General features: G+C 64.9%; 16 protein-coding genes and 1 riboswitch. Of the genes, 6 read left to right on the top strand and 10 right to left on the bottom strand.

The features are described from left to right. Positions 1-15: 15 nt before the first annotated feature. The 6 genes from KIH81_RS01955 to KIH81_RS01930 all read right to left on the bottom strand — a co-directional run bounded on the left by KIH81_RS01955 (position 16) and on the right by KIH81_RS01930 (position 6,863). Complete coding sequence (locus KIH81_RS01955; protein WP_214303832.1) at positions 16-1,584, bottom strand: proteasome accessory factor PafA2 family protein; 1,569 nt, start codon at positions 1,582-1,584, stop codon at positions 16-18. Continuing rightward, positions 1,584-1,787, bottom strand: a complete 204-nt coding sequence (locus KIH81_RS01950; protein WP_214303831.1) for a ubiquitin-like protein Pup — start codon at positions 1,785-1,787, stop codon at positions 1,584-1,586. The genes KIH81_RS01955 and KIH81_RS01950 overlap by 1 nt, the downstream gene beginning before the upstream one ends. Before the next feature lie 138 nt (positions 1,788-1,925). Next, the gene (locus KIH81_RS01945; RefSeq protein WP_214303830.1) at positions 1,926-2,786 is read right to left on the bottom strand and encodes an inositol monophosphatase family protein; all 861 of its coding nucleotides are present in this window, start codon (positions 2,784-2,786) and stop codon (positions 1,926-1,928) included. A 17-nt stretch (positions 2,787-2,803) separates the two neighbouring features. Next, positions 2,804-4,444 (bottom strand): depupylase/deamidase Dop, encoded by a 1,641-nt coding sequence (dop, locus tag KIH81_RS01940; RefSeq protein WP_214303829.1) that lies wholly within the window; start codon positions 4,442-4,444, stop codon positions 2,804-2,806. A 48-nt stretch (positions 4,445-4,492) separates the two neighbouring features. Beyond that, positions 4,493-6,061: a proteasome ATPase gene (gene arc, locus KIH81_RS01935; RefSeq protein WP_214303828.1), complete on the bottom strand. Its 1,569-nt coding sequence runs from the start codon at positions 6,059-6,061 to the stop codon at positions 4,493-4,495. Between the two features lie 82 nt (positions 6,062-6,143). Further along, positions 6,144-6,863: a DedA family protein gene (locus KIH81_RS01930; protein WP_217624834.1), complete on the bottom strand. Its 720-nt coding sequence runs from the start codon at positions 6,861-6,863 to the stop codon at positions 6,144-6,146. A 38-nt stretch (positions 6,864-6,901) separates the two neighbouring features. Here KIH81_RS01930 and serB point away from each other — a divergent pair, with 38 nt between their 5' ends. The 4 genes from serB (at position 6,902) to fmt (ending at position 11,811) form a co-directional block, all read left to right on the top strand. Next, a complete protein-coding gene (gene serB / locus KIH81_RS01925) occupies positions 6,902-7,627 on the top strand; it encodes a phosphoserine phosphatase SerB (RefSeq protein ID WP_214303827.1) in 726 nt (241 codons plus the stop codon). Between the two features lie 95 nt (positions 7,628-7,722). Then, the gene (locus tag KIH81_RS01920) at positions 7,723-9,963 is read left to right on the top strand and encodes a primosomal protein N' (RefSeq protein WP_214303826.1); all 2,241 of its coding nucleotides are present in this window, start codon (positions 7,723-7,725) and stop codon (positions 9,961-9,963) included. A 67-nt stretch (positions 9,964-10,030) separates the two neighbouring features. Beyond that, positions 10,031-10,735 (top strand): HAD family hydrolase, encoded by a 705-nt coding sequence (locus tag KIH81_RS01915; RefSeq protein WP_214303825.1) that lies wholly within the window; start codon positions 10,031-10,033, stop codon positions 10,733-10,735. A gap of 44 nt (positions 10,736-10,779) precedes the next feature. After that, positions 10,780-11,811, top strand: coding sequence for a methionyl-tRNA formyltransferase (fmt, locus tag KIH81_RS01910; protein WP_214303824.1), 1,032 nt, complete (start codon positions 10,780-10,782; stop codon positions 11,809-11,811). A gap of 190 nt (positions 11,812-12,001) precedes the next feature. Here fmt and ilvD read toward each other — a convergent pair whose 3' ends face one another. Next, on the bottom strand, positions 12,002-13,867 hold the full coding sequence (gene ilvD / locus KIH81_RS01905) for a dihydroxy-acid dehydratase (RefSeq protein ID WP_214303823.1): 1,866 nt from the start codon (positions 13,865-13,867) through the stop codon (positions 12,002-12,004). 206 nt (positions 13,868-14,073) lie between these two features. Here ilvD and rpoZ point away from each other — a divergent pair, with 206 nt between their 5' ends. Further along, positions 14,074-14,358, top strand: a complete 285-nt coding sequence (gene rpoZ, locus KIH81_RS01900; RefSeq protein WP_094667091.1) for a DNA-directed RNA polymerase subunit omega — start codon at positions 14,074-14,076, stop codon at positions 14,356-14,358. Positions 14,359-14,624: 266 nt separating this feature from the next. Then, positions 14,625-14,686, top strand: a riboswitch (SAM riboswitch). Beyond that, positions 14,682-15,905, top strand: coding sequence for a methionine adenosyltransferase (gene metK, locus KIH81_RS01895; RefSeq protein WP_214303822.1), 1,224 nt, complete (start codon positions 14,682-14,684; stop codon positions 15,903-15,905). Its footprint overlaps the riboswitch before it by 5 nt. Before the next feature lie 226 nt (positions 15,906-16,131). Here metK and KIH81_RS01890 read toward each other — a convergent pair whose 3' ends face one another. From KIH81_RS01890 to purE, 3 genes are read right to left on the bottom strand one after another with little or no spacing between them, the layout of a single operon-like run. Then, positions 16,132-16,557 (bottom strand): Fur family transcriptional regulator, encoded by a 426-nt coding sequence (locus KIH81_RS01890; RefSeq protein WP_214303821.1) that lies wholly within the window; start codon positions 16,555-16,557, stop codon positions 16,132-16,134. Between the two features lie 8 nt (positions 16,558-16,565). Continuing rightward, on the bottom strand, positions 16,566-17,795 hold the full coding sequence (gene purK / locus KIH81_RS01885) for a 5-(carboxyamino)imidazole ribonucleotide synthase (RefSeq protein ID WP_214303820.1): 1,230 nt from the start codon (positions 17,793-17,795) through the stop codon (positions 16,566-16,568). Beyond that, the gene (purE, locus tag KIH81_RS01880; RefSeq protein WP_214303819.1) at positions 17,779-18,279 is read right to left on the bottom strand and encodes a 5-(carboxyamino)imidazole ribonucleotide mutase; all 501 of its coding nucleotides are present in this window, start codon (positions 18,277-18,279) and stop codon (positions 17,779-17,781) included. The genes purK and purE overlap by 17 nt, the downstream gene beginning before the upstream one ends. Between the last annotated feature and the right edge of the window lie 69 nt (positions 18,280-18,348).

Here is an 18,348-nt window from a genome sequence, read left to right as displayed (position 1 = left end):
TCGCGACCGAGAGTTTCAGCGCCCGAGGGACTCCATGAGTTGGCTGAATTCCGGGGTGGGGGCGGCTTCGAACGGGTCGAGGAGGACGGCTTCGCGGCGTTCGGGGGCGGTCACGGTCAGGTGGGTCCAGTCGGCGGAGAACTGGGCGCCGGAGGCGAGGGCCGCTTCCACGAAGCGTCCGCGCAGGGCGGCACGGGTGTCCTGCGGTGCCTCGTGGATCGCGCGTTCGGTCTCGTCGGCGGTCAGTAGCCGTCGCATCTGCGAGCGCGCGGTCAACGAGCCGTACAGGCGTCCGTTGGCGATGTCGTGGTAGTCGAGTTCCAGCTGCTCCAGTTGGGCGAAGGTCACTTCCGGACGGCGGCGGCGCAACGCTTCGAAGACCCGGCGCTTGGCGGCCCAGTCCACGCGATCGGCGAGCGCGTCATAATCGCCCTGTTCCAGCGCACGGAGCGCACGGTCCCACTCCCCTAGGATTACCGTTGTCAACGAACCAGCGGAATAGTCGGAAGCCAAACCGGCACCTGCTGTCATGCCGGACAGCCCCTCACCGGTAGTCTCGACGGTTTTCTCCGAAAGACCGGTCGCCGGCACACCGGCGGCGAACGCGGCGTCCATCGCCTCGCGATGATCCGCCACGAACGACTCGACGGCGCGGAAATACCGGCGCTGCAACGCAAGCGCGCTTACCGACTCGCCCGAAGCGAGCGGCAGCACGGCGTCCGGCGCATCCAGGAAACGACTCACCGCACGATTCGCGGCGGCCGGGTCGACGAACGCCCAATCCTCGAATCCGGACGGCTCGCCACGGCGGAACGCCTCCTCGATGACGCACAGCACGAGATGCGTCACGGCAAGCTTCATCCACGTGGACCATTGCGAACGGTTGGAGTCGCCGATGATCACATGCAGGCGGCGGAACGAATCAGGGTCGGCGTGCGGTTCGTCGCGCGTGTTGACCATGGGCCGCGAGCGCGTGGTGGCGGAGGAGACGGCCTCGTCCAGGAAGTCGGCGCGCTGGGTGATCTGGAAGCCGTCCGGGGTCATACGGCCCGCGCCCGTGTACAGCTGACGGGTGATGAGGAACGGCAGCAGCTGATGTTCCACGGCCTCCAAAGGCACGAAGCGGCGCACCAGATAGTTCTCATGGCAGCCGAAGGCATGGCCGGCCGAGTCCACGTTGTTCTTGAACACGTGGATGGTGGCGTGTGCGCCGTACGATTCGCGCAGTTTGGTCTGGGCCTTCAAGGCGAGCCCGCGCATCACCTGCTCGCCGGCGAGGTCCTGCGCCAACGCCTCGCGCGGGTCACGGGCCTCGGCGGTGGCGTATTCGGGATGAGAGCCGACGTCGAGATAGAGACGGGAGCCGTTGGTCAGGTACGTGTTGGTGGACCGGGAGCGGGAGACGATGGGCTGGAACATGGTCATGGCCACCTGTCCGGCGTCCACGGGTTTCTCGGCCCCGGTCACGGCCACGCCGTATTCGGTTTCCACGCCGAAAATACGGCAGAACCCGTCCATCTCGGCGGATGGCACGGGTTCTGTGGCGTGGAGGGCTCGGGTGCCGCTGTCACGCAGTTGGGGCATCACTCGCCGCCTTTTTGCACGAAGCTGTTGACGTACTCCTCGGCGTTGGTCTCCAACGTGGATTCGATGTCGTCGAGGATGCTGTCCAGCACGTCGGACTGGTCCTGCGACTGGTCCGCTGCCTGGGTTGCGGACTGGGCGAGGGCTTCGTCCTCGTGGGTTTCCTGTGACTGGGATTGCGGCTGTTCGAATTGCTGTGGCATGCGTGCCTTCTTTTGTATAAACGACTCCTGCAAATTAGAATCAATCGGCCCCGAAGACTTCCCTCGGTCAGCCCGTGGCCGACGGTTCGTCCGCAATGAGGGACGACCGAACATCGTCAGGAGCCGATTGCGTCCGTTCTACTGCAGGTACTGCTTGAGTTCGCGGCCGATGAGACCGTTGGTGGCCACCACGTCGTTGTCATGACGCCAGTGGATGCGGTCGCCATCCCAGCGGCTGAGCGTGCCCTGGGCCTCCCAGACCACCACGGTGCCGGCGGCGATGGCGGGGATGTCCCACACATGCAGCATCGGCTCGAAATAGGCGTCGTACGTGCCGTCCGCCACCTTGCACAGATCGAGCGAAGCCGGGCCCACGCGCTTGATGTCGGCCGGCTGGCCCGCCAGCGAGGAGGCCACTTCCAGCGCACGGCGGGATTCCTCGGGGATGAAGGACATGCCGTAACTCAGCACGGAACCGTCCAGCGAGGAGGTCATCGACGGCACGACCTTGTCTCGCTTCTCGCCCACCGCGGTCTTGTGGATGCGCACGGCGCCGGCGCCCTTGGCCGCCAGATAGGTCAGGCCCAGTGCTGGAGCGTGAACCACGCCGAGGATGGGCTTGGGCTCGTTGTTCTCGTCGAATTCGAACAGCGCTGCGGTCAGCGTCCATTCGCTCATGCGACGCAGATAGTTGATCACGCCGTCGATCTTGCCGATGTACCAGTAGCGCTGGCCGGGACGGCTGACGGAGGGACGGGTGGTCCAGAAGCCGTCGAAGTGGGCGATGTCCGCCAGACGGGTACTCATGAATCGCAGGATCTTGCCGTCGACCTCAAGCTTGGTGCGGGAGTCCGCGAGTTCGGCGTCGCTCGGACGCGCGATGCTGCGCGGATTGAGCTGGGCCTGCAGGGCGTGGTGGCCGGCTTCCTCGAGCAGGCCGGCGACTTTGAGCGCCAGGCTTCGCAGATGCTGTGGAGTCTCTTCGCGTGTTTCTTCCATAATCTCCCAGTGTATCTTTATCGGTTGCCGTGCGCCAACGTCCTGAGCAGGTCGATGGCGTGTTCGGCGGCGTCCAACGGCTCCGCGCAGCGTGCCTTGTCGAAGGCGAGCGGGTCGGAGATGTCCAGCGAGAACAGTTGATGGTCGGGGGTCGCCATATGACCGGCGTTGCCGTAGAATTCCGCGGAATCACCGGCGTTCATGGTTTCGGGGTCGCGGGCGGTGAGCCTGGACCAGCTGACGGCGGCCACTTCCGGGCCGAAGCGGCGTACGAGCATGGCCCGCAGCCACGCGCGGGTGTTCTCAGGCGGTTCGGCCGCGGCGTGCGCCACGTCGGCCGCCGTGTTGACCCGTTCGGTGCGGGGTGCAAGCTTGGTGAAGACGCTGTCCCTGGGGTCGAGCGCGGCCCATTTGAGGTCGATGACCTGCAGTCGCGGGTCCGACCAGCCGGATGCGCCGATCTTGCGGCGCAGCTTTTCCAGCAACTGCCATTTCAGCAGCCATTCCACGCGGCTGGCCTCGCCGGTCATGGCCAGGCGTTCGTCGTCGGAGGCGTGGCGGATGGCGGCCACGTCGGCGAGCGCCTGCTCCCACATCGCCATCACGGAGGTGGTGGGCTTGTCCGGCCAGGCCGGCTCTCCGGTGGTGTCCGTGCCGTTCACGAGCGCGGCCACCTGGTAGACGGCCTGCCGCAGTTTGAGCTGGATGAGCCAGGCCGTGGTCTGACCCCCCGAGGCCAGCGGCAGGGATGCGTTGAGGCCCAGGTCATGGGAGACGGCGTGCATGGCCTCGACCGGGTCGGCCAGTTCGAGCCCGTCCAGGAAGCCGTTCAGGTCGAATCCGGCCTCCCCCGCGTGTTCGAGGAGCCACAGCAGCATGCTGGTGGTGCCAAGCTTCAAGACCTGCGGCACGTCCATACGGTTGGCGTCGCCCACGATCACGTGCAGGCGACGTCGGTCGTCCGTGGCGTGGGATTCGTCTCGGGTGTTGATGATCGGCCGTTCGAAGGTGGTCTGCAGTCCCACTTTGGCGTGGATGTAGTCGGCACGCTGGCTCAATTGGAAGCCCGGAATCTCGCTGGTCTCGCCAAGTCCCACGCGGCCTGAGCCGGCGTAGATCTGGCGGGTCACGAAGTGCAGTGTCATCAGGCGGATGACCAGGTTGAATGGCACCGCGCGGTCCATCATGTAGTTCTCGTGCGTGCCCCAGCAGGAGCCTTTGCCGTCCACGTTGTTGCGGTGGAGCACGATGGGCGTGCCGGTCTGTGCGGCGGCGCGTTCGGCGGCGGCCTGCATGATGAGATCGCCGGCATGGTCGTAGGCCACGGCCTCGAACGGGTCGAGCGTCTCCGGCGCGGAGTACTCGGGGTGGGCGTGGTCCACGTAGACACGGCCGCCGTTGGGGGCGATCACGTTGGTGATGTTGAGCTGCGGGGCGTCGGTGAGCATGTCCGGGCGGGCGGCGGCGCGTTCGAGGCGGGTGCCGCGCGCGTCGTTGACCGGATCCTCCTGACGGTAGTCCCAGCGGATGGATTTGCTGTCCGCTCCGGCGGCCGCACCCACCACATCGAAGGACAACTGGACCGGATTGTACCGGCCGGCCCCCTTGAGCGAGACCGCGTATTCGGTTTCGGTGCCCATCACTCGTCTGACGGTCATTCACATGCTCCTTTAGCTTACGTATTGCCTGCGCATATGCTTACGTATTCACTGCTGCTTGGCACGAATGCGGCGGATCGGGTCCATGCCGTTGATAAGCGCCCACTGCGCCGGATCCACATCCACCATCGAATCGCTGGTTTCGCGGTATTCGTCCTCCACCGCGGCGGCAAGCAGCGGCACGGTGATGGCCACGGCCTCCCCGGATTCGATGGACTGCTTGACGGCGCGGGTCTTGGCGCGGTCCACCACGTTCTTGAGCATGGCGCCTGAGACCACGTCCTTCAGATACAGGGCGGACCATTGGCCGGCCTCGTTCTGCACGTCGCACAGGTGGCGTCGTTCGGACGCCTCGTAGATGTCTCCCACGAGCACTTCGGACAGGGCGCGCGCGTCCACGCCGTCCTCCAGTGGAAGGTCGTCGGTGAGGTAGTGGTTCACGATGGCCACGGCCTGCGCACGCTTGGGCCGGCCCACGCGGATCTTCACGTCGAGGCGGCCCGGACGCAGCACCGCGGGATCGATCATGTCCACGCGATTGGAGGCGCCGATCACCATCACGTTGTCCAGTGATTCCACGCCGTCCAGTTCGGAGAGGAACTGCGGCACGATGGTGGTCTCCACGTCCGAGGAGACGCCGGAGCCGCGGGTCCTGAGCAGCGAGTCCATCTCGTCGATGAACACCACCACCGGCTTGCCTTCGGCGGCGCGTTCGCGGGCGCGCTGGAAGATGAGGCGGATGAGCCGTTCGGATTCGCCCACGTATTTGTTGAGCAGTTCCGGTCCCTTGACGGACAGGAACACGCCCTTGACCGAGCGTTCGGCATCGCTGATCACTCCGTCGCCGTCCGCGTCGTACCCGCCTTCGCACAGGGCGTTCGCCACAGCCTTGGCGATCATCGTCTTGCCGTTGCCGGGCGGGCCATACAGCAGCACGCCCTTCGGTGGCTTCAGATCGTAGCGTTCGAACAGCGCGCGATGCTGGAACGGCAGCTGCACGGCGTCCCGGATGCGGCCGATCTCCTCGTCCAGACCGCCGATGTCGCGGAAGGTGACGTCGGGGGTCTCCTCGAGCACCAGATCGCGGTCGCCTTCGGCCGGCAGTAGTTCGATGGCCATCCTCACGGACGGATCCACGATCACCCGGTCGCCTTGGTTGACGTTCCGGCGTGCAAGCGCGGTGGCGCGGCGGACGAGTACGGGATTGCCGGAGGCGTCGGCGATGATGAGACGACCGTCATCGAGCGTCTGGCGGACGGTGCGGACCTGGCCCACGGTGTCCGCGTCGCGCTGTTCGACCAGCACAAGCTTCTCGTTGAGCATCACAGTAGCGCCGGTGGTCAGTCGCGCGGCGTTCACGTTCGCGGCCACGGGCACCACCATGCGTCGGCTGCCGGAGATGACCTCGGCCGAGGCGTGCTGGATGCCGTCTTCGTCCGTATGGGTGGAGTCCACCCTGACCATGGTGGCGAAGGTGAGCGGCGGCTGGGCCAGTTGGGCGAGCTGCGACTTGGCTTTGGTGAGCTCCTTGCTGGCACGGGTGAGCGCCTCGGCGAGCGCATGGTTCTTGGCCATGAGCCGGTCGTTGAGTTCGGCGAGATCTTCGGTTGCGGTCATGTGTTCCTTCTTGGCTTTCCGGCCCGGGCGAACCGGTTCCGATCGGTCTTCCGGTCTCCGGCCGGCTCCGCGGGCGGATTTCCTACTTACGCATCAGCGTACGCACTTTGCGCACCACGAACCACACGATGACCAGAACCACGGCGGCGATGACCACGTCCTCGAACACGCCGAGCACGCCTTGGATGGAGCACCACTGGTCGCCGAGCAGGTAGCCGGCGGAGACCAGGATGGTGTTCCATACGGCCGAGCCGAGCAGGGTCCAGCCAGTGAATTGCAGGAAATTCATGCGGTTGAAGCCGGCCGGGATCGAGATGAGCGAACGGACCACGGGGATCACGCGCCCGATGAGCACGGACCAGGTGCCGTACCTGGTGAACCAGTCGTTGGCTTTGCCGACATCCTTGCGGCTGACGCCCGGAATCCTGTCCGCGGCGCGGTTGATGCGATGCAGGCCCACCCATCGGGAGATGCCGTAGAGCACCCATGCGCCGAGCAGCGAGCCGATGGTGGCCCAGACGATCGCGCCAGGCAGGCTCAGCGTGCCGCGGGCCGCGGTGAAGCCGGCGAGCGGCAGAATCACTTCCGAGGGAATGGGCGGGAACACGGATTCGAGGGCGATGGCCAGGGCCACGCCGATGCCGCCGATGGTTTCCATGAGACTGACGAGCCAGACGGTGATCGTGCCGATCAGGCCGGGTTCCGTGGCGGTGCATACGGGTGTGGGGTCCGCGGCGAGGGCGGCGATATTGGTGGCGAAGGCGTCGGTCAATGTCGTGGTCAGTGCCGGGGAAAAACTCATAGGGGGCATTGTCCCAAGGTTTTTCGAGAATCGGAAGCATGACGCAAGAAGATGTGCATTTTGTTGACAAGTCCGCCGCAGGGTTGAACGGGGACGGCCTGGACGGCGAATCTTTGCCGCCGGTTCCCACGCTGTCCGAGCCTGGCCTGCTGGTCATGGACGTGGATTCCACACTCATCGACGAGGAGGTCATCGACGAGCTGGGCGAGGCGGCCGGCTGCGGCGAGGAGATCGCCGCAGTGACCGAACGCGCGATGCGCGGCGAACTGGAGTTCTGCGATGCGCTGCGCGCCCGCGTGGCCCTGCTTGAGGGGTTGCCGGTCTCCGTGTTCGACACCGTGCATGACAAGCTGCACTTCACCAATGGCGCGTTGGAGCTCATCGACACGCTGCACGCCCATGGCTGGAAGGTGGGCGTGGTCTCCGGCGGATTCCATGAGGTGGTGGATCGTTTGGCCGTCGAGGGCAACATCGACTACTGGATCGCCAATCGCCTGGAGACGGCGGACGGCAAGCTCACCGGCAAGGTGCTCGGCGAGATCGTGTGCAAGACCGTGAAGCTGCATGCGCTGGAGGCATGGGCGAAGCGTCTGGGCATCCCGATGAGCCAGACCGTGGCCGTGGGCGACGGCGCGAACGACATCCCGATGATTCAGGCCGCCGGTCTGGGTCTGGCGTTCTGCGCCAAGCCCAAGACCCAGCTGGCCGCGGACGATGCCATCAACGAGCGCGATCTCACCCGCGTGCTTGATTTCCTGCGATAGGTGGGCCCGCAGGTTGCGAGACGCTTCATCACGCCTCGCAACCTCTTCTTCGGTAAAATTTTACCGTCTTCAATATCCCCACTTATAGTGGTGCCATGACTTTCGAGGACGCGGAACAGCTGACGCTTGCGGGGCTTGCCCCACGCAAGCGTCGTAAGCGCGCGCCCGCGGAACACCACCCGGCCGAGCATAATCCCATCGCCCAGGTGGTGTTGGACGTGCAGGCCCTGCATCTGGGGCAGACCTTCGACTATTTCATCGACGAAAAGGACAGCGAGGCCGCCCAACCCGGCGTATTGGTGCGGGTTCGTTTCGGCGGCCAGCGGGTCAGCGGCGTGATCTGGGCACGCACGGATTCCAGCGAAACGCCGCGTTCCTCCATCAGATACATCGAACGGGTGTTGAGCCCGGATGTGCTGGTGCCCGCCTCGATGCGAGAGGACATTGGTCTCATAGCCCAGGCGTACGGCGGTACGCGGGCCAATATTCTGCGGTTCGCGGTGCCGCCGCGCGTGGCCAAGGTGGAGGCCGAGCAGCGACTCGCGGCATCGTTCCGACGCCCGGTGGGCGGTGGCTCCGGGCCCCTTGCCACGAGTGTGTCCGATGGTGCCGCACAGGGGTACAAGCGCATCAGTGCCAATTACGCGGATGCCAACGTGCTGCAGGATGGTCTCACCGGCAACCGTTTCCAATCCTTCGTCTTCGATCTTCTGCCGGGCGCACAGGAATGGCAGAGGGACATGGCCTGGATAGTGTCCACGGCCCTGACCTCCGGCAAATGCGCGGTGGTGGAATTGCCCACCATGCGCGAGGTTGAGGATCTCCTCCCCGCTTTGCGCAATTACGGACTCACGCCGTTCGCCCCCTCTCCCTCGGGCGGTTGGACCGGGGACGTGGCCGTGCTCAACGCGGAGACCATGCCCGCCGCCGACCGGTATCGCACGTATCTCGCCGTCGCTCTGGGGCAGGTGAAGGTGGTGGTTGGCACCCGTGCGGTCATGTATGCGCCAGTGGAGGGACCGGCGTTGTTCGCCATTCTGGAGGACGCCGCCTATCAGAACATGGACGGCATGATGCCCTACCCGCAGGCTCGCGGCGTGATGCGTCTGCGCGCCAAGGCGCATCGAGGCGTGTTCGTGGCCATGGCCAATGCACGCACCCCGCAAAGCCAGTGGGAGAATGCGGGACCGGACACGGTGGAGACGCCGGTGAGCGGTTTCTCCACAGCCATCCATCCGTTGGGCTCGCCGTTGAAGGATGCCACGCCGTGGGTGCGGTGGCTCAACCGTGACGAGCTGGCGAGGTTGGCGGACCCCAGCATCGGCGCCCGTGTGCCGCACACCGCGGTGCGTGTGCTGAGCAAGGCGTTGGAAAGCGGACCCGTACTGCTGTCCATTCCCCAGGACGGTATCAGTGAGACGTTAAGCTGCGCCAAATGCCATCGTCAGGCCCGTTGCGCCAAATGCATGGGACCGTTGCAGCTGCCGGCCGACCGGCGGGATGCCACGCCGCGATGCCGTTGGTGCGGGGCTGCGGCCATCAACTGGGCATGCCCCGGCTGCGGGCATGAACGTATGCGCGTGGTGCGTGTGGGCGCGGCAGGCACCGCCGCGGAACTGGCCGGGCTGTTCCGTGGAGTGCCGGTGGTGCTGTCCAGCAAGACGCAGGGATTGGTGCGGGACGTGGCCTGCCAGCCGATGATCGTCATCGCGACGCCCGGATTCGAGCCGAGGGTGCGACCCATCAGTGCCGAGCAGGGTGCGGCAGGGCATGAATACCGTGCGGTGGCGGTTCTGGATGCCTGGACCAGCCTGTATGCGCTGGGGGTGGATGCCCGGTTGGATACGCTGACCGCGTGGATGCGGGCGGTGTCGTTGTGCGCGCCGCGTTCTCGCGGCGGTCAGGCGTTGATTCTCGGCGAGACCGATCCGGCGATCGCCCAGTCGTTGATGGTATGGGATTCGCGGATTCTGGCGGCCAAGGACATGGAGGAGCGAGTCGAGACCGGCATGCCTCCGGCTGTGGCCGCGGCATGCGTATGGGGGCGTCGGGATGCGGTGATGACGCTGATGCAACGCATCGGCGCACTGTCCGGAGATTGGGCGGTGTGCGGCGGGATGCCCGGCATGCTGGGACCGGTGCCCATCGCCCAGCCGGATACCGTGGACGCCCGGGAGCTGGAGGCCACGGCGGACCGGGTCAAGGCCGTGGTGCGCGTGCCGCAGGGCGAGCGCGCCGAACTGGCCGCACGGCTGCATCGCGAGGTCGCCCGGCATGTGGCGGCCCGGGAACCGGGGGAACTACGGTTCCGCATCGATCCCAAGGATCTCATCTGAGTGGCGGTCCATCGTCGCCTAGGCATGGAACCATGGAAACGGACGTCAACATATTAAGGAGGACGCGATGAAGGGTTGGCCCGGAGAACCGGATATGGAATACGACGTGCTGGTCTCGGACGGCGAGGCCGCCGCGAACGCCGGCAAGCCGATCACCGATGTGATCTTCGATTTCGGCAATGTGCTCATCTACTGGGATCCGGCCGCCGCGCTCATCCCCCGCTACAGCCAGAAGACCATCGATGAGTTCCTGGACAACGACATCTCCGGTTTCTATGATGTCAACGATCTGATGGACGGCGGCATGCCCACGGATGAGGCCATCGCTGTCATGCGCGAGCGCACCGGCGACAAATGGGCGGACATCCTGCGCTACTACATGGATAACTTCCGCGATTCCCTGACCGGCATCGTGCCGGGTGCGCGTGTGCTGGTCAACGATCTCAAGACCGCGGGCATCGGCGTGTGGGGCCTGAGCAACTGGGAGGCCGACGTGTTCCACGTGGCCGAAGAGCAGTGCGACATCCTCCAGCTGCTGGACGGCAAGCTGGTCTCCGGTTTCGTGCACCTACGCAAGCCGCACAAGGACATCTACGAGGCGGCGCTCAAGCAGTTCGGCATCAAGGCCGAGGGCGCGCTGTTCATCGACGACAAGGCCATGAACATCGTGGGCTCGAATTCCGCCGGCATCCGCGGTGTGCGGTTCCAGGATCCGGTCAAGCTGCGTCAGCTGCTCATCGCCAACGGCGTCGACATCCCGGACGTGCAGTAGCACGCCGACCATCATTTCCATCCATCAACGTTTCAAGGAGATTCATGCTCAGACTGGTGTTCGCCGGCACGCCCGATGTGGCCGTGCCTTCGCTCAAGGCCTTCGCCGCAGACCCTCGTTTCGAGGTGGTCGGTGTGATCACGCGGCCGGACGCGCCCACGGGCCGCGGACGCAGGCTCATGCCGAGCCCGGTCAAGGCCGCGGCGACGGAGCTCGGGCTGCCGGTCATCGACTCGAAGCCCCGCTCCCCCGAGTTCCTTGAGGCACTGGACGACCTCAACGCGGATATCGCCGCGGTCATCGCCTATGGCAATATCCTGCCGAAGAACGTGCTTGATGCGGTGCCGATGGGCTGGTACAACCTGCACTTCTCCAACCTGCCGAAGTGGCGTGGCGCGGCTCCCGCGCAACGTGCCATCTGGGCAGGAGACGCCACCACCGGCGCTGATGTGTTCAAGGTGGGCGAAGGTCTGGATGACGGCCCGATCGTGGCCTCGATGACGGTGGAACTCACCGGCCGCGAGACTTCCGGCGAACTGCTCGACCGTTTGGCCGAGGAAGGCGCTCCCATGTATGTGGATGCACTGGCCTCCGTGGGCGAGGGCACCGCAACGTTTACGCCGCAGCCGGAAGAAGGTCTGGAATACGCGCACAAGATCACCGTTGAGGATGCGCGCATCGATTGGACGAATTCGGCCGAGGCCATCGACCGTCAGATTCGCGCCTGCACCCCGCATCCCGGCGCGTGGACCGAACTGTATGCCGAGGGCCTGCCATCGAACACGGATAACACAGATGAAGCCAACGCAACGGTGTCTTCCGAGGCAGATGCCGATAAGTCGGCCAAGCCCATCACACTGCACGTGCTCGCCGCACAGCCGGCTGATGTCACCCATCCGAACACTCCCACCGACTTGCAACCCGGTGAAATCAAGGCTGGCAAGAAGAACGTCTGGGTCGGCACCGGCACCGGCGCACTGGAGCTTACCCAAGTCAAGGCGCAAGGCAAGAAAGCCATGCGTGCCGCCGATTGGACCCGCGGCGCACGGCTTGCGGCCGACGCCTACGTGCGCTGAAGCCAAGCATTTTGGCTTCCTTCCTGAGGGAAGTTGTCACCGTAGGGGACTGAGAGAATCCCTTACCCCACTCGCAGCACTTCCCTCAGTCAACTTCGTTGACGGCTCCTCTCAGAGAAGGAGCCAGTGATATGAAAGAAGTCCTCCACGGTATTCCGTGGAGGACTTCTTTCATATCACCAAATGTCTATCAGGCGAGGCCGGAGAGCTTATTAATAAGCTCGGGATCTCGCGTGGCGCCCTTGTCGGCGGAGCGGGCGAAGGCGGCGTAGGCCTTGAGGGCCTGGGACACCTTGCGGTCGCGGTGAGCCACGTAGCCGTCACCGGCCTCGAGCTCGGCGCGGCGCTCGGCCAGCTGCTCGTCGGTCAGCTCGACGTTCACCGAACGGTTCTCGATATCGATGTTGATGATGTCGCCGTTCTTGATGAGCGCGATCGGGCCCTTGTTGGCGGCCTCAGGCGCGATGTGGCCGATGGCCAGACCGGAGGAACCGCCGGAGTAGCGGCCGTCGGTGAGCATGGCCACCTGCTTGCCGATACCCTTGCCCTTGACGAAGGAGGTCGGGTACAGCATCTCCTGCATGCCCGGGCCGCCCTTCGGGCCCTCGTAACGGATCACCAGGGCCATGCCGGGCTTGAGCGTATCGTCCAGGATGACCTTGATGGCCTCTTCCTGGGACTCGACCACCAGGGCCGGGCCACGGAACTTCCAGATCTCCTGCGGCACGCCGGCGGTCTTGACCACGCAGCCGTCGGGGGCCAGGTTGCCGCGCAGTACGGCGAGGCCGCCCTCGTGGATCTCCGGGTGGTCGATGTCATGGATGGCGCCGTTGACGCGGTCGGTGTCGAGCGTGTCGAACAGCGTGGTGTGTGTCCACGGCTCCGGGGAGATGATGTGGCCCGGTGCGGCCTTGTACATCTGCTTGGCTTCCTCGGTGCAGGTGGGGCGCATGATGTCCCAGTCGTTGAGCTTGTCCTCAAGCGTCGGGTAATCGATGGAGTGCACGTTGCGGTGCAGCTTGCCGGCACGGTCGAGCTCGCCGAGGATGCCGGTGATGCCACCGGCGCGATGCACGTCGGAGATCTCCCACTTGCCGGACGGCGAGGCCTTGCAGATGCAGGGCACGGTGTGGGAGATGCGCTCGATGTCGTCCAGGGTGAAGTCCACGTCGGCGGACTGGGCCATGGCCAGGATGTGCAGCACGGTGTTGGTGGAACCGCCCATGGCCACGTCCATGGTCATGGCATTCTCGAAGGCTTCCTTGGTGGCGATGGAGCGCGGCAGCACGGAATCGTCGTCATCGCGGTAGTACTGGTTGGCGATCTTGACCACCTGCTGCGCGGCGCGCTTGAACAGGTCCTTGCGGTAGGAGTGGGAGGCCAGGATGGTGCCGTTGCCCGGCAGGGCCAGGCCGATGGCCTCGGTCAGGCAGTTCATCGAGTTGGCGGTGAACATGCCGGCGCAGGAACCGCAGGTGGGGCACACGGTCTTCTCGTAGTTGAGCAGATCCTCCTCGGAGACGTTGTCGTCGGCGGAGGCGTACATCACGGAGATGAGGTCGGTGTTCTTCTTGACGGTGCCGTCGGCCAGCACGGTGGTGCCGGCTTCCATCGGACCGCCGGAGACGAACACGGTCGGGATGTTGAGGCGGAGGGCGGCCATGAGCATGCCCGGAACCACCTTGTCGCAGTTCGGGATGCAGATCAGGGCGTCGGCGCAGTGCGCGTTGCACTGGTATTCCACGGTATCGGCGATGATATCGCGGGAAGGCAGGGAGTAGAGCATGCCGGTGTGGCCCATGGCGATGCCGTCGTCCACGGCCATCGTGTTGAACTCGCGCGGGATGCCGCCCGCTTCCTTGATGGCCTCGGAGACGATGCGGCCCACCTTGTTCAGGTGGACGTGGCCGGGGAGGAACTCGTCGAAGGAGTTGGCGATGGCGATGATGGGCTTCTTGCCCATGTCGTCACCGCTGACGCCAGCGGCACGGTACAGGGCGCGCGCGCCTGCGAAGACGCGGCCGGACATGAGTTTTGCAGATCGCATTTCAGTCATGACTCCATTCAAGCCCTTACGCGGGACACGGGTTTTGTCAAGACTCACATAATGGAATTTTCAAAAACGTAACTTTTCCGGGGTACGGGAAAACACCTGGAAAAGCCGTAACGTACGTAAAAAGGACGATATTCCGGGGAAGTCTGCCCGAACGGCTACACTGGCTTCGTTTGAGATAGATTTTTCCAAGTCTGGAGATAAGCATCATGGCTTTTGGCACCGACCCGCACCCCACCGGTCTTGCGAACCCGCCGATCGACGACCTCATGCAGCACGCCGATTCCAAGTACGCGCTGGCCATCTTCGCGGCCAAGCGCGCCCGTCAGATCAACTCCTACTTCACCCAGCTCAACGAGGGCCTGCTGCAGAACGTCGGCCCGCTGGTGGAATACCAGAACAACGAGAAGCCGCTGTCCATCGCCTTCCGTGAGATCGACGAGGGTCTGCTTGAGGAGACCCTGGGCGAGGACGACACCAACGAGGGCAACTGACCTCGTCCGTCACGTCTGAGGCTCTGATAGTCGGGACTGCGGACCGGAGGCAGGGTTTTCACCGGAACGGTGAATTTGGGCGACACACTTGCCACCTTGGCCGATAACGGCTATAACTCGTCATCAGAAGCAAACACGCTAGGGCTCGTGCCACCGCGCTGGTTGGCACGAGCCCTTTTGCATGCCCGCTTCGCCACGACGGGCAATATGCATCCGGCATGTATCAGATGCGCACCGTCCGCCGATAATTCAACATCAACAACGAACGTATCATTGTGCCTCGCGTCCGGCGCGGGGCGATAAGTCCTGGGGAAAGGGATGATATGACCGAAGAAAAGCGGCTTATTTCCGCCGAATCCGTTACCGAAGGCCATCCTGACAAGGTCTGCGATCAAATCTCCGATGCCATTCTCGACGACCTGCTGGCGCAGGATCCCACGAGCCATGTCGCCGTGGAGACCTCCGCCGCCACGGGCGTGTTCCTGGTCTTCGGCGAAGTCACGTCCAAGGGGTACTGCGACGTGCAGGCCAAGGTCCGCGAGACCCTGCACAACATCGGCTACACCTCCTCCGAAGTCGGCCTGGACGCCGATTCCTGCGGTGTGATCGTGGCCATCACCGGCCAGAGCGCCGAAATCAATCAGGGCGTGAGCCGCCTCAACGCCGCCGAGGAGTCCGCCGCCAGCCGCGAACAGCGTTACGAGGCGCAGGGCGCCGGCGATCAGGGCGTGATGTTCGGCTACGCCACCGATGAAACCCCCGTGCTCATGCCGCTGCCGATCTATCTGGCGCATCGTCTCGCCTTCCGTCTGACCGAAGTGCGCAAGTCCGGCGAGGTGCCGCATCTGCGTCCGGACGGCAAGACCCAGGTGACCATCGAATACGACGACAATGACCGCCCCGTGCGCCTCGACACGGTGCTCATCTCCACCCAGCATGACCCCGAGGCCACGCACGAGTGGCTTGAGGCCCAGCTCAAGGAGCACGTCATCGACCCGGTGCTCAAGGATGTGCTGGGCGACAAGGTGCCGTACGAGGGCTATCGCCAGCTGGTGAACCCGACCGGCTCGTTCGTGCTGGGCGGCCCGGCCGCCGACGCGGGCCTGACCGGCCGCAAGATCATCGTGGACACCTACGGCGGCGCCGCCCATCACGGCGGCGGCGCGTTCTCCGGCAAGGATCCGAGCAAGGTGGATCGTTCCGCCGCATACGCCACGCGCTGGGTGGCCAAGAACATCGTGGCCGCCGGCCTGGCGCACAAGGCCGAGGTACAGGTGGCGTACGCCATCGGCGTGGCCGACCCGGTGTCCATCAACGTGGAGACCTTCGGCACCGAACGTGACGGCGTGACGCGCGGCCAGATCGCCGCCGCGGTGCGCAAGGTGTTCGACCTGCGCCCGGCCGCCATCATCGACGAACTCGACCTGAAGCGCCCGATCTACCTGAAGACCGCCGCATACGGCCACTTCGGCCGCACGGACGTCGAGTTCCCGTGGGAGCGCACCGACAAGGTGGACGAGCTCAAGGCCGCCATCGCCGCGGAGTGAGTCTGTTTTGTGGGGCTCCCCTCTCTGAGGGGAGCTGGCGGCGAAGCCGACTGAAGGGAGCACATGGATATCACCGCAACTCCCCTCAGTCTCACCGTTCGACAGCTCCCCTCGGAGAGGGAAGCCAAAGAATGACGCCAGCTTTGGCACATAACGAAGGCGGTGGGTGTCTGCTGTTAAAGCAGGCATCCACCGCCTTTCGCATATGGGCAGAAGAATCGTCGACTCAACGTGCGTCTGGCTCGGCTTTGCCATCCTCCTCGGCCTTGCGGCAGTCGGCGCATAAGCCGAACACCTCCAGCGTGTGGGATTCCACGGTGAAGCCGTGTCCCTCGGCCACCTTGCGCAGCCAGGTTTCGCTCGGCGGATCGATCTCCACGGTCTTGCCGCAGTTGCGGCACACCAGGTGATGATGGTGGCCGTCGTCCCCGCACAGGCGGAACAGCTGCTGGCCGTCCAGACGGATAGTGTCGGCGGCACCGGCGTCCGCCAGCGCGTTCAGCTGACGGTAGACGGTGGCCAGGCCGATTTTGGAGCCCTCGTCCTGCATGCGGCGGTGCAGGTCCTGCGCGGAGATGAACTCGTCGCAGTCCGCGAGCGCCGCATGGATGGCGTCTTTCTGCTTGGTCTGACGTTCGATATGTTCAGCCATGCCGGCGCTTACGCCTCCTGAGCGGACGGCACGGCGGGCTCGGACGGCTGCACGAACGGGCGGGCGTAGGGCTTCAGATCATCCCAGCAGCCGGTCGCCTCAAGCTCAGCCACCGTGCGGGCGGTGTCGTCCGTGAGCACGGTGATATGGCCCATCTTGCGGTTGTGGCGCACCTGGGCCTTGCCGTAATCGTGCACGTTCCATTCCGGGTGTTCGGCGATCTGCGCGCGCGTGGGAGACACATGCTGGCCGAGCACGTTGACCATCACGGCCGGGCTCAGGAGCTTCGGCTGGATGAGCGGCCAGCCGGCGATGCCGCGGATGTGCGCGTCGAACTGGTCGATGGAGCACGCCTCGATGGTGTAGTGGCCGGAGTTGTGCGGACGCGGGGCGAGCTCGTTGACGATGACACGGCCGTCCTTGGTCACGAACAGCTCGATGGCGAGCGTGCCGGCCAGTTCGAAGCCCTTGGCCAGCGCCAGCGCCATCTCGTGCGCGGTATTGGCGATCGCCGGGCTCACTTCGGCCGGGGCGATGGTCATGTGCAGGATGTTGTTGCGATGGTCGTTACGCACGATCGGGAAGGTCACGTAGTCCTTGCCGTTGCCGGAGACCAGGATGGACGCCTCGAACGCGAAGTCCACGAAGCCTTCGAGGATCGAGGGCGGGAAGCCGCCGCCGCGGTCGCCGCGGGCGCGGATCTTCTCCAGATCGGAATCGTTCTTCAGCACATGCTGGCCGTGGCCGTCGTAGCCGCCGGAACGGGTCTTGAGCACGCACGGGTAATGCAGCTCGTCGATGGCGGCCTCGAGCTCGTCGAAGTCGTTGACCTCGCGCCAGGGAGCGGTTTCGATGCCGTGCTGGTTGATGAAGGTCTTCTCGTTGATGCGGTCCTGGGTCACGCGCAACAGGTCGGTGCCCTGCGGGGCGGCCACAAGATGACGCACCTCGTCGATGGATTCGGCGTCCACGTTCTCGAATTCGTAGGTGAGCACGTCGGACTTCTCGGCCAGATCATGGATGGCGGTCTTGTCGTCGTACTCGCCCACCACCTGGAAGTCGGCCACCTGCGCGGTGGGGCAGTCCGGGGTCGGGTCGAGCACGCCGATGCGGAAGCCCATGTACTTGGCGGACAGGGCCATCATGCGGCCGAGCTGACCGCCGCCGATGATGCCGATCGTGGCACCCGGCTGCAGCATGGAGACGGCGCCGTGGGTTTCCTCAGACAAGCTGGGCATTGGATTCAGCCACCTTTTCCTTCAGGGAGTTGCGGTAGTCCTCGAGCTTTTGGGCCAGGGACTCGTCGAATGCGGAGAGCATCTGCACGGCGAGCAGGCCGGCGTTGGTGGCACCGGAGTTGCCCACGGCCGTGGTGGCCACGGGGATGCCGCCGGGCATCTGCACGATGGACAGCAGCGAATCCCAGCCGGACAGGGCATGCGAGCGCACCGGCACACCGATCACGGGTAGCGTGGTCTGGGCGGCGATCATGCCGGGCAGGTGGGCGGCGCCGCCGGCACCGGCGATGATGACCTTGAGACCGTTCTTGCGGGCGTTGTGCGCGAAGTCGGCCATGAGTTCCGGGGTGCGGTGCGCGGAGATGACCTGCTTGTGGTAGGCGACGCCGAACTGGTCGAGGATGTCGCAGGCGCGCTTCATGGTCTCCCAGTCGCTGGAGGATCCCATGACCACCGCGACTTCGGGCTTGGATTCATTTGCCATTATCATTTACTCCCTAGTTATTGAGAATGATGATTTCACTGTACTCCCCTGTGCCGATTCGCCTGCAGG

The organism is Bifidobacterium miconisargentati, assembly GCF_019331675.1.
Taxonomy (GTDB): Bacteria; Actinomycetota; Actinomycetes; order Actinomycetales; family Bifidobacteriaceae; genus Bifidobacterium; species Bifidobacterium miconisargentati.
The sequence above is the reverse complement of the archived record's forward strand: the minus strand, read 5'-3'. Positions and strand labels throughout refer to the sequence as shown.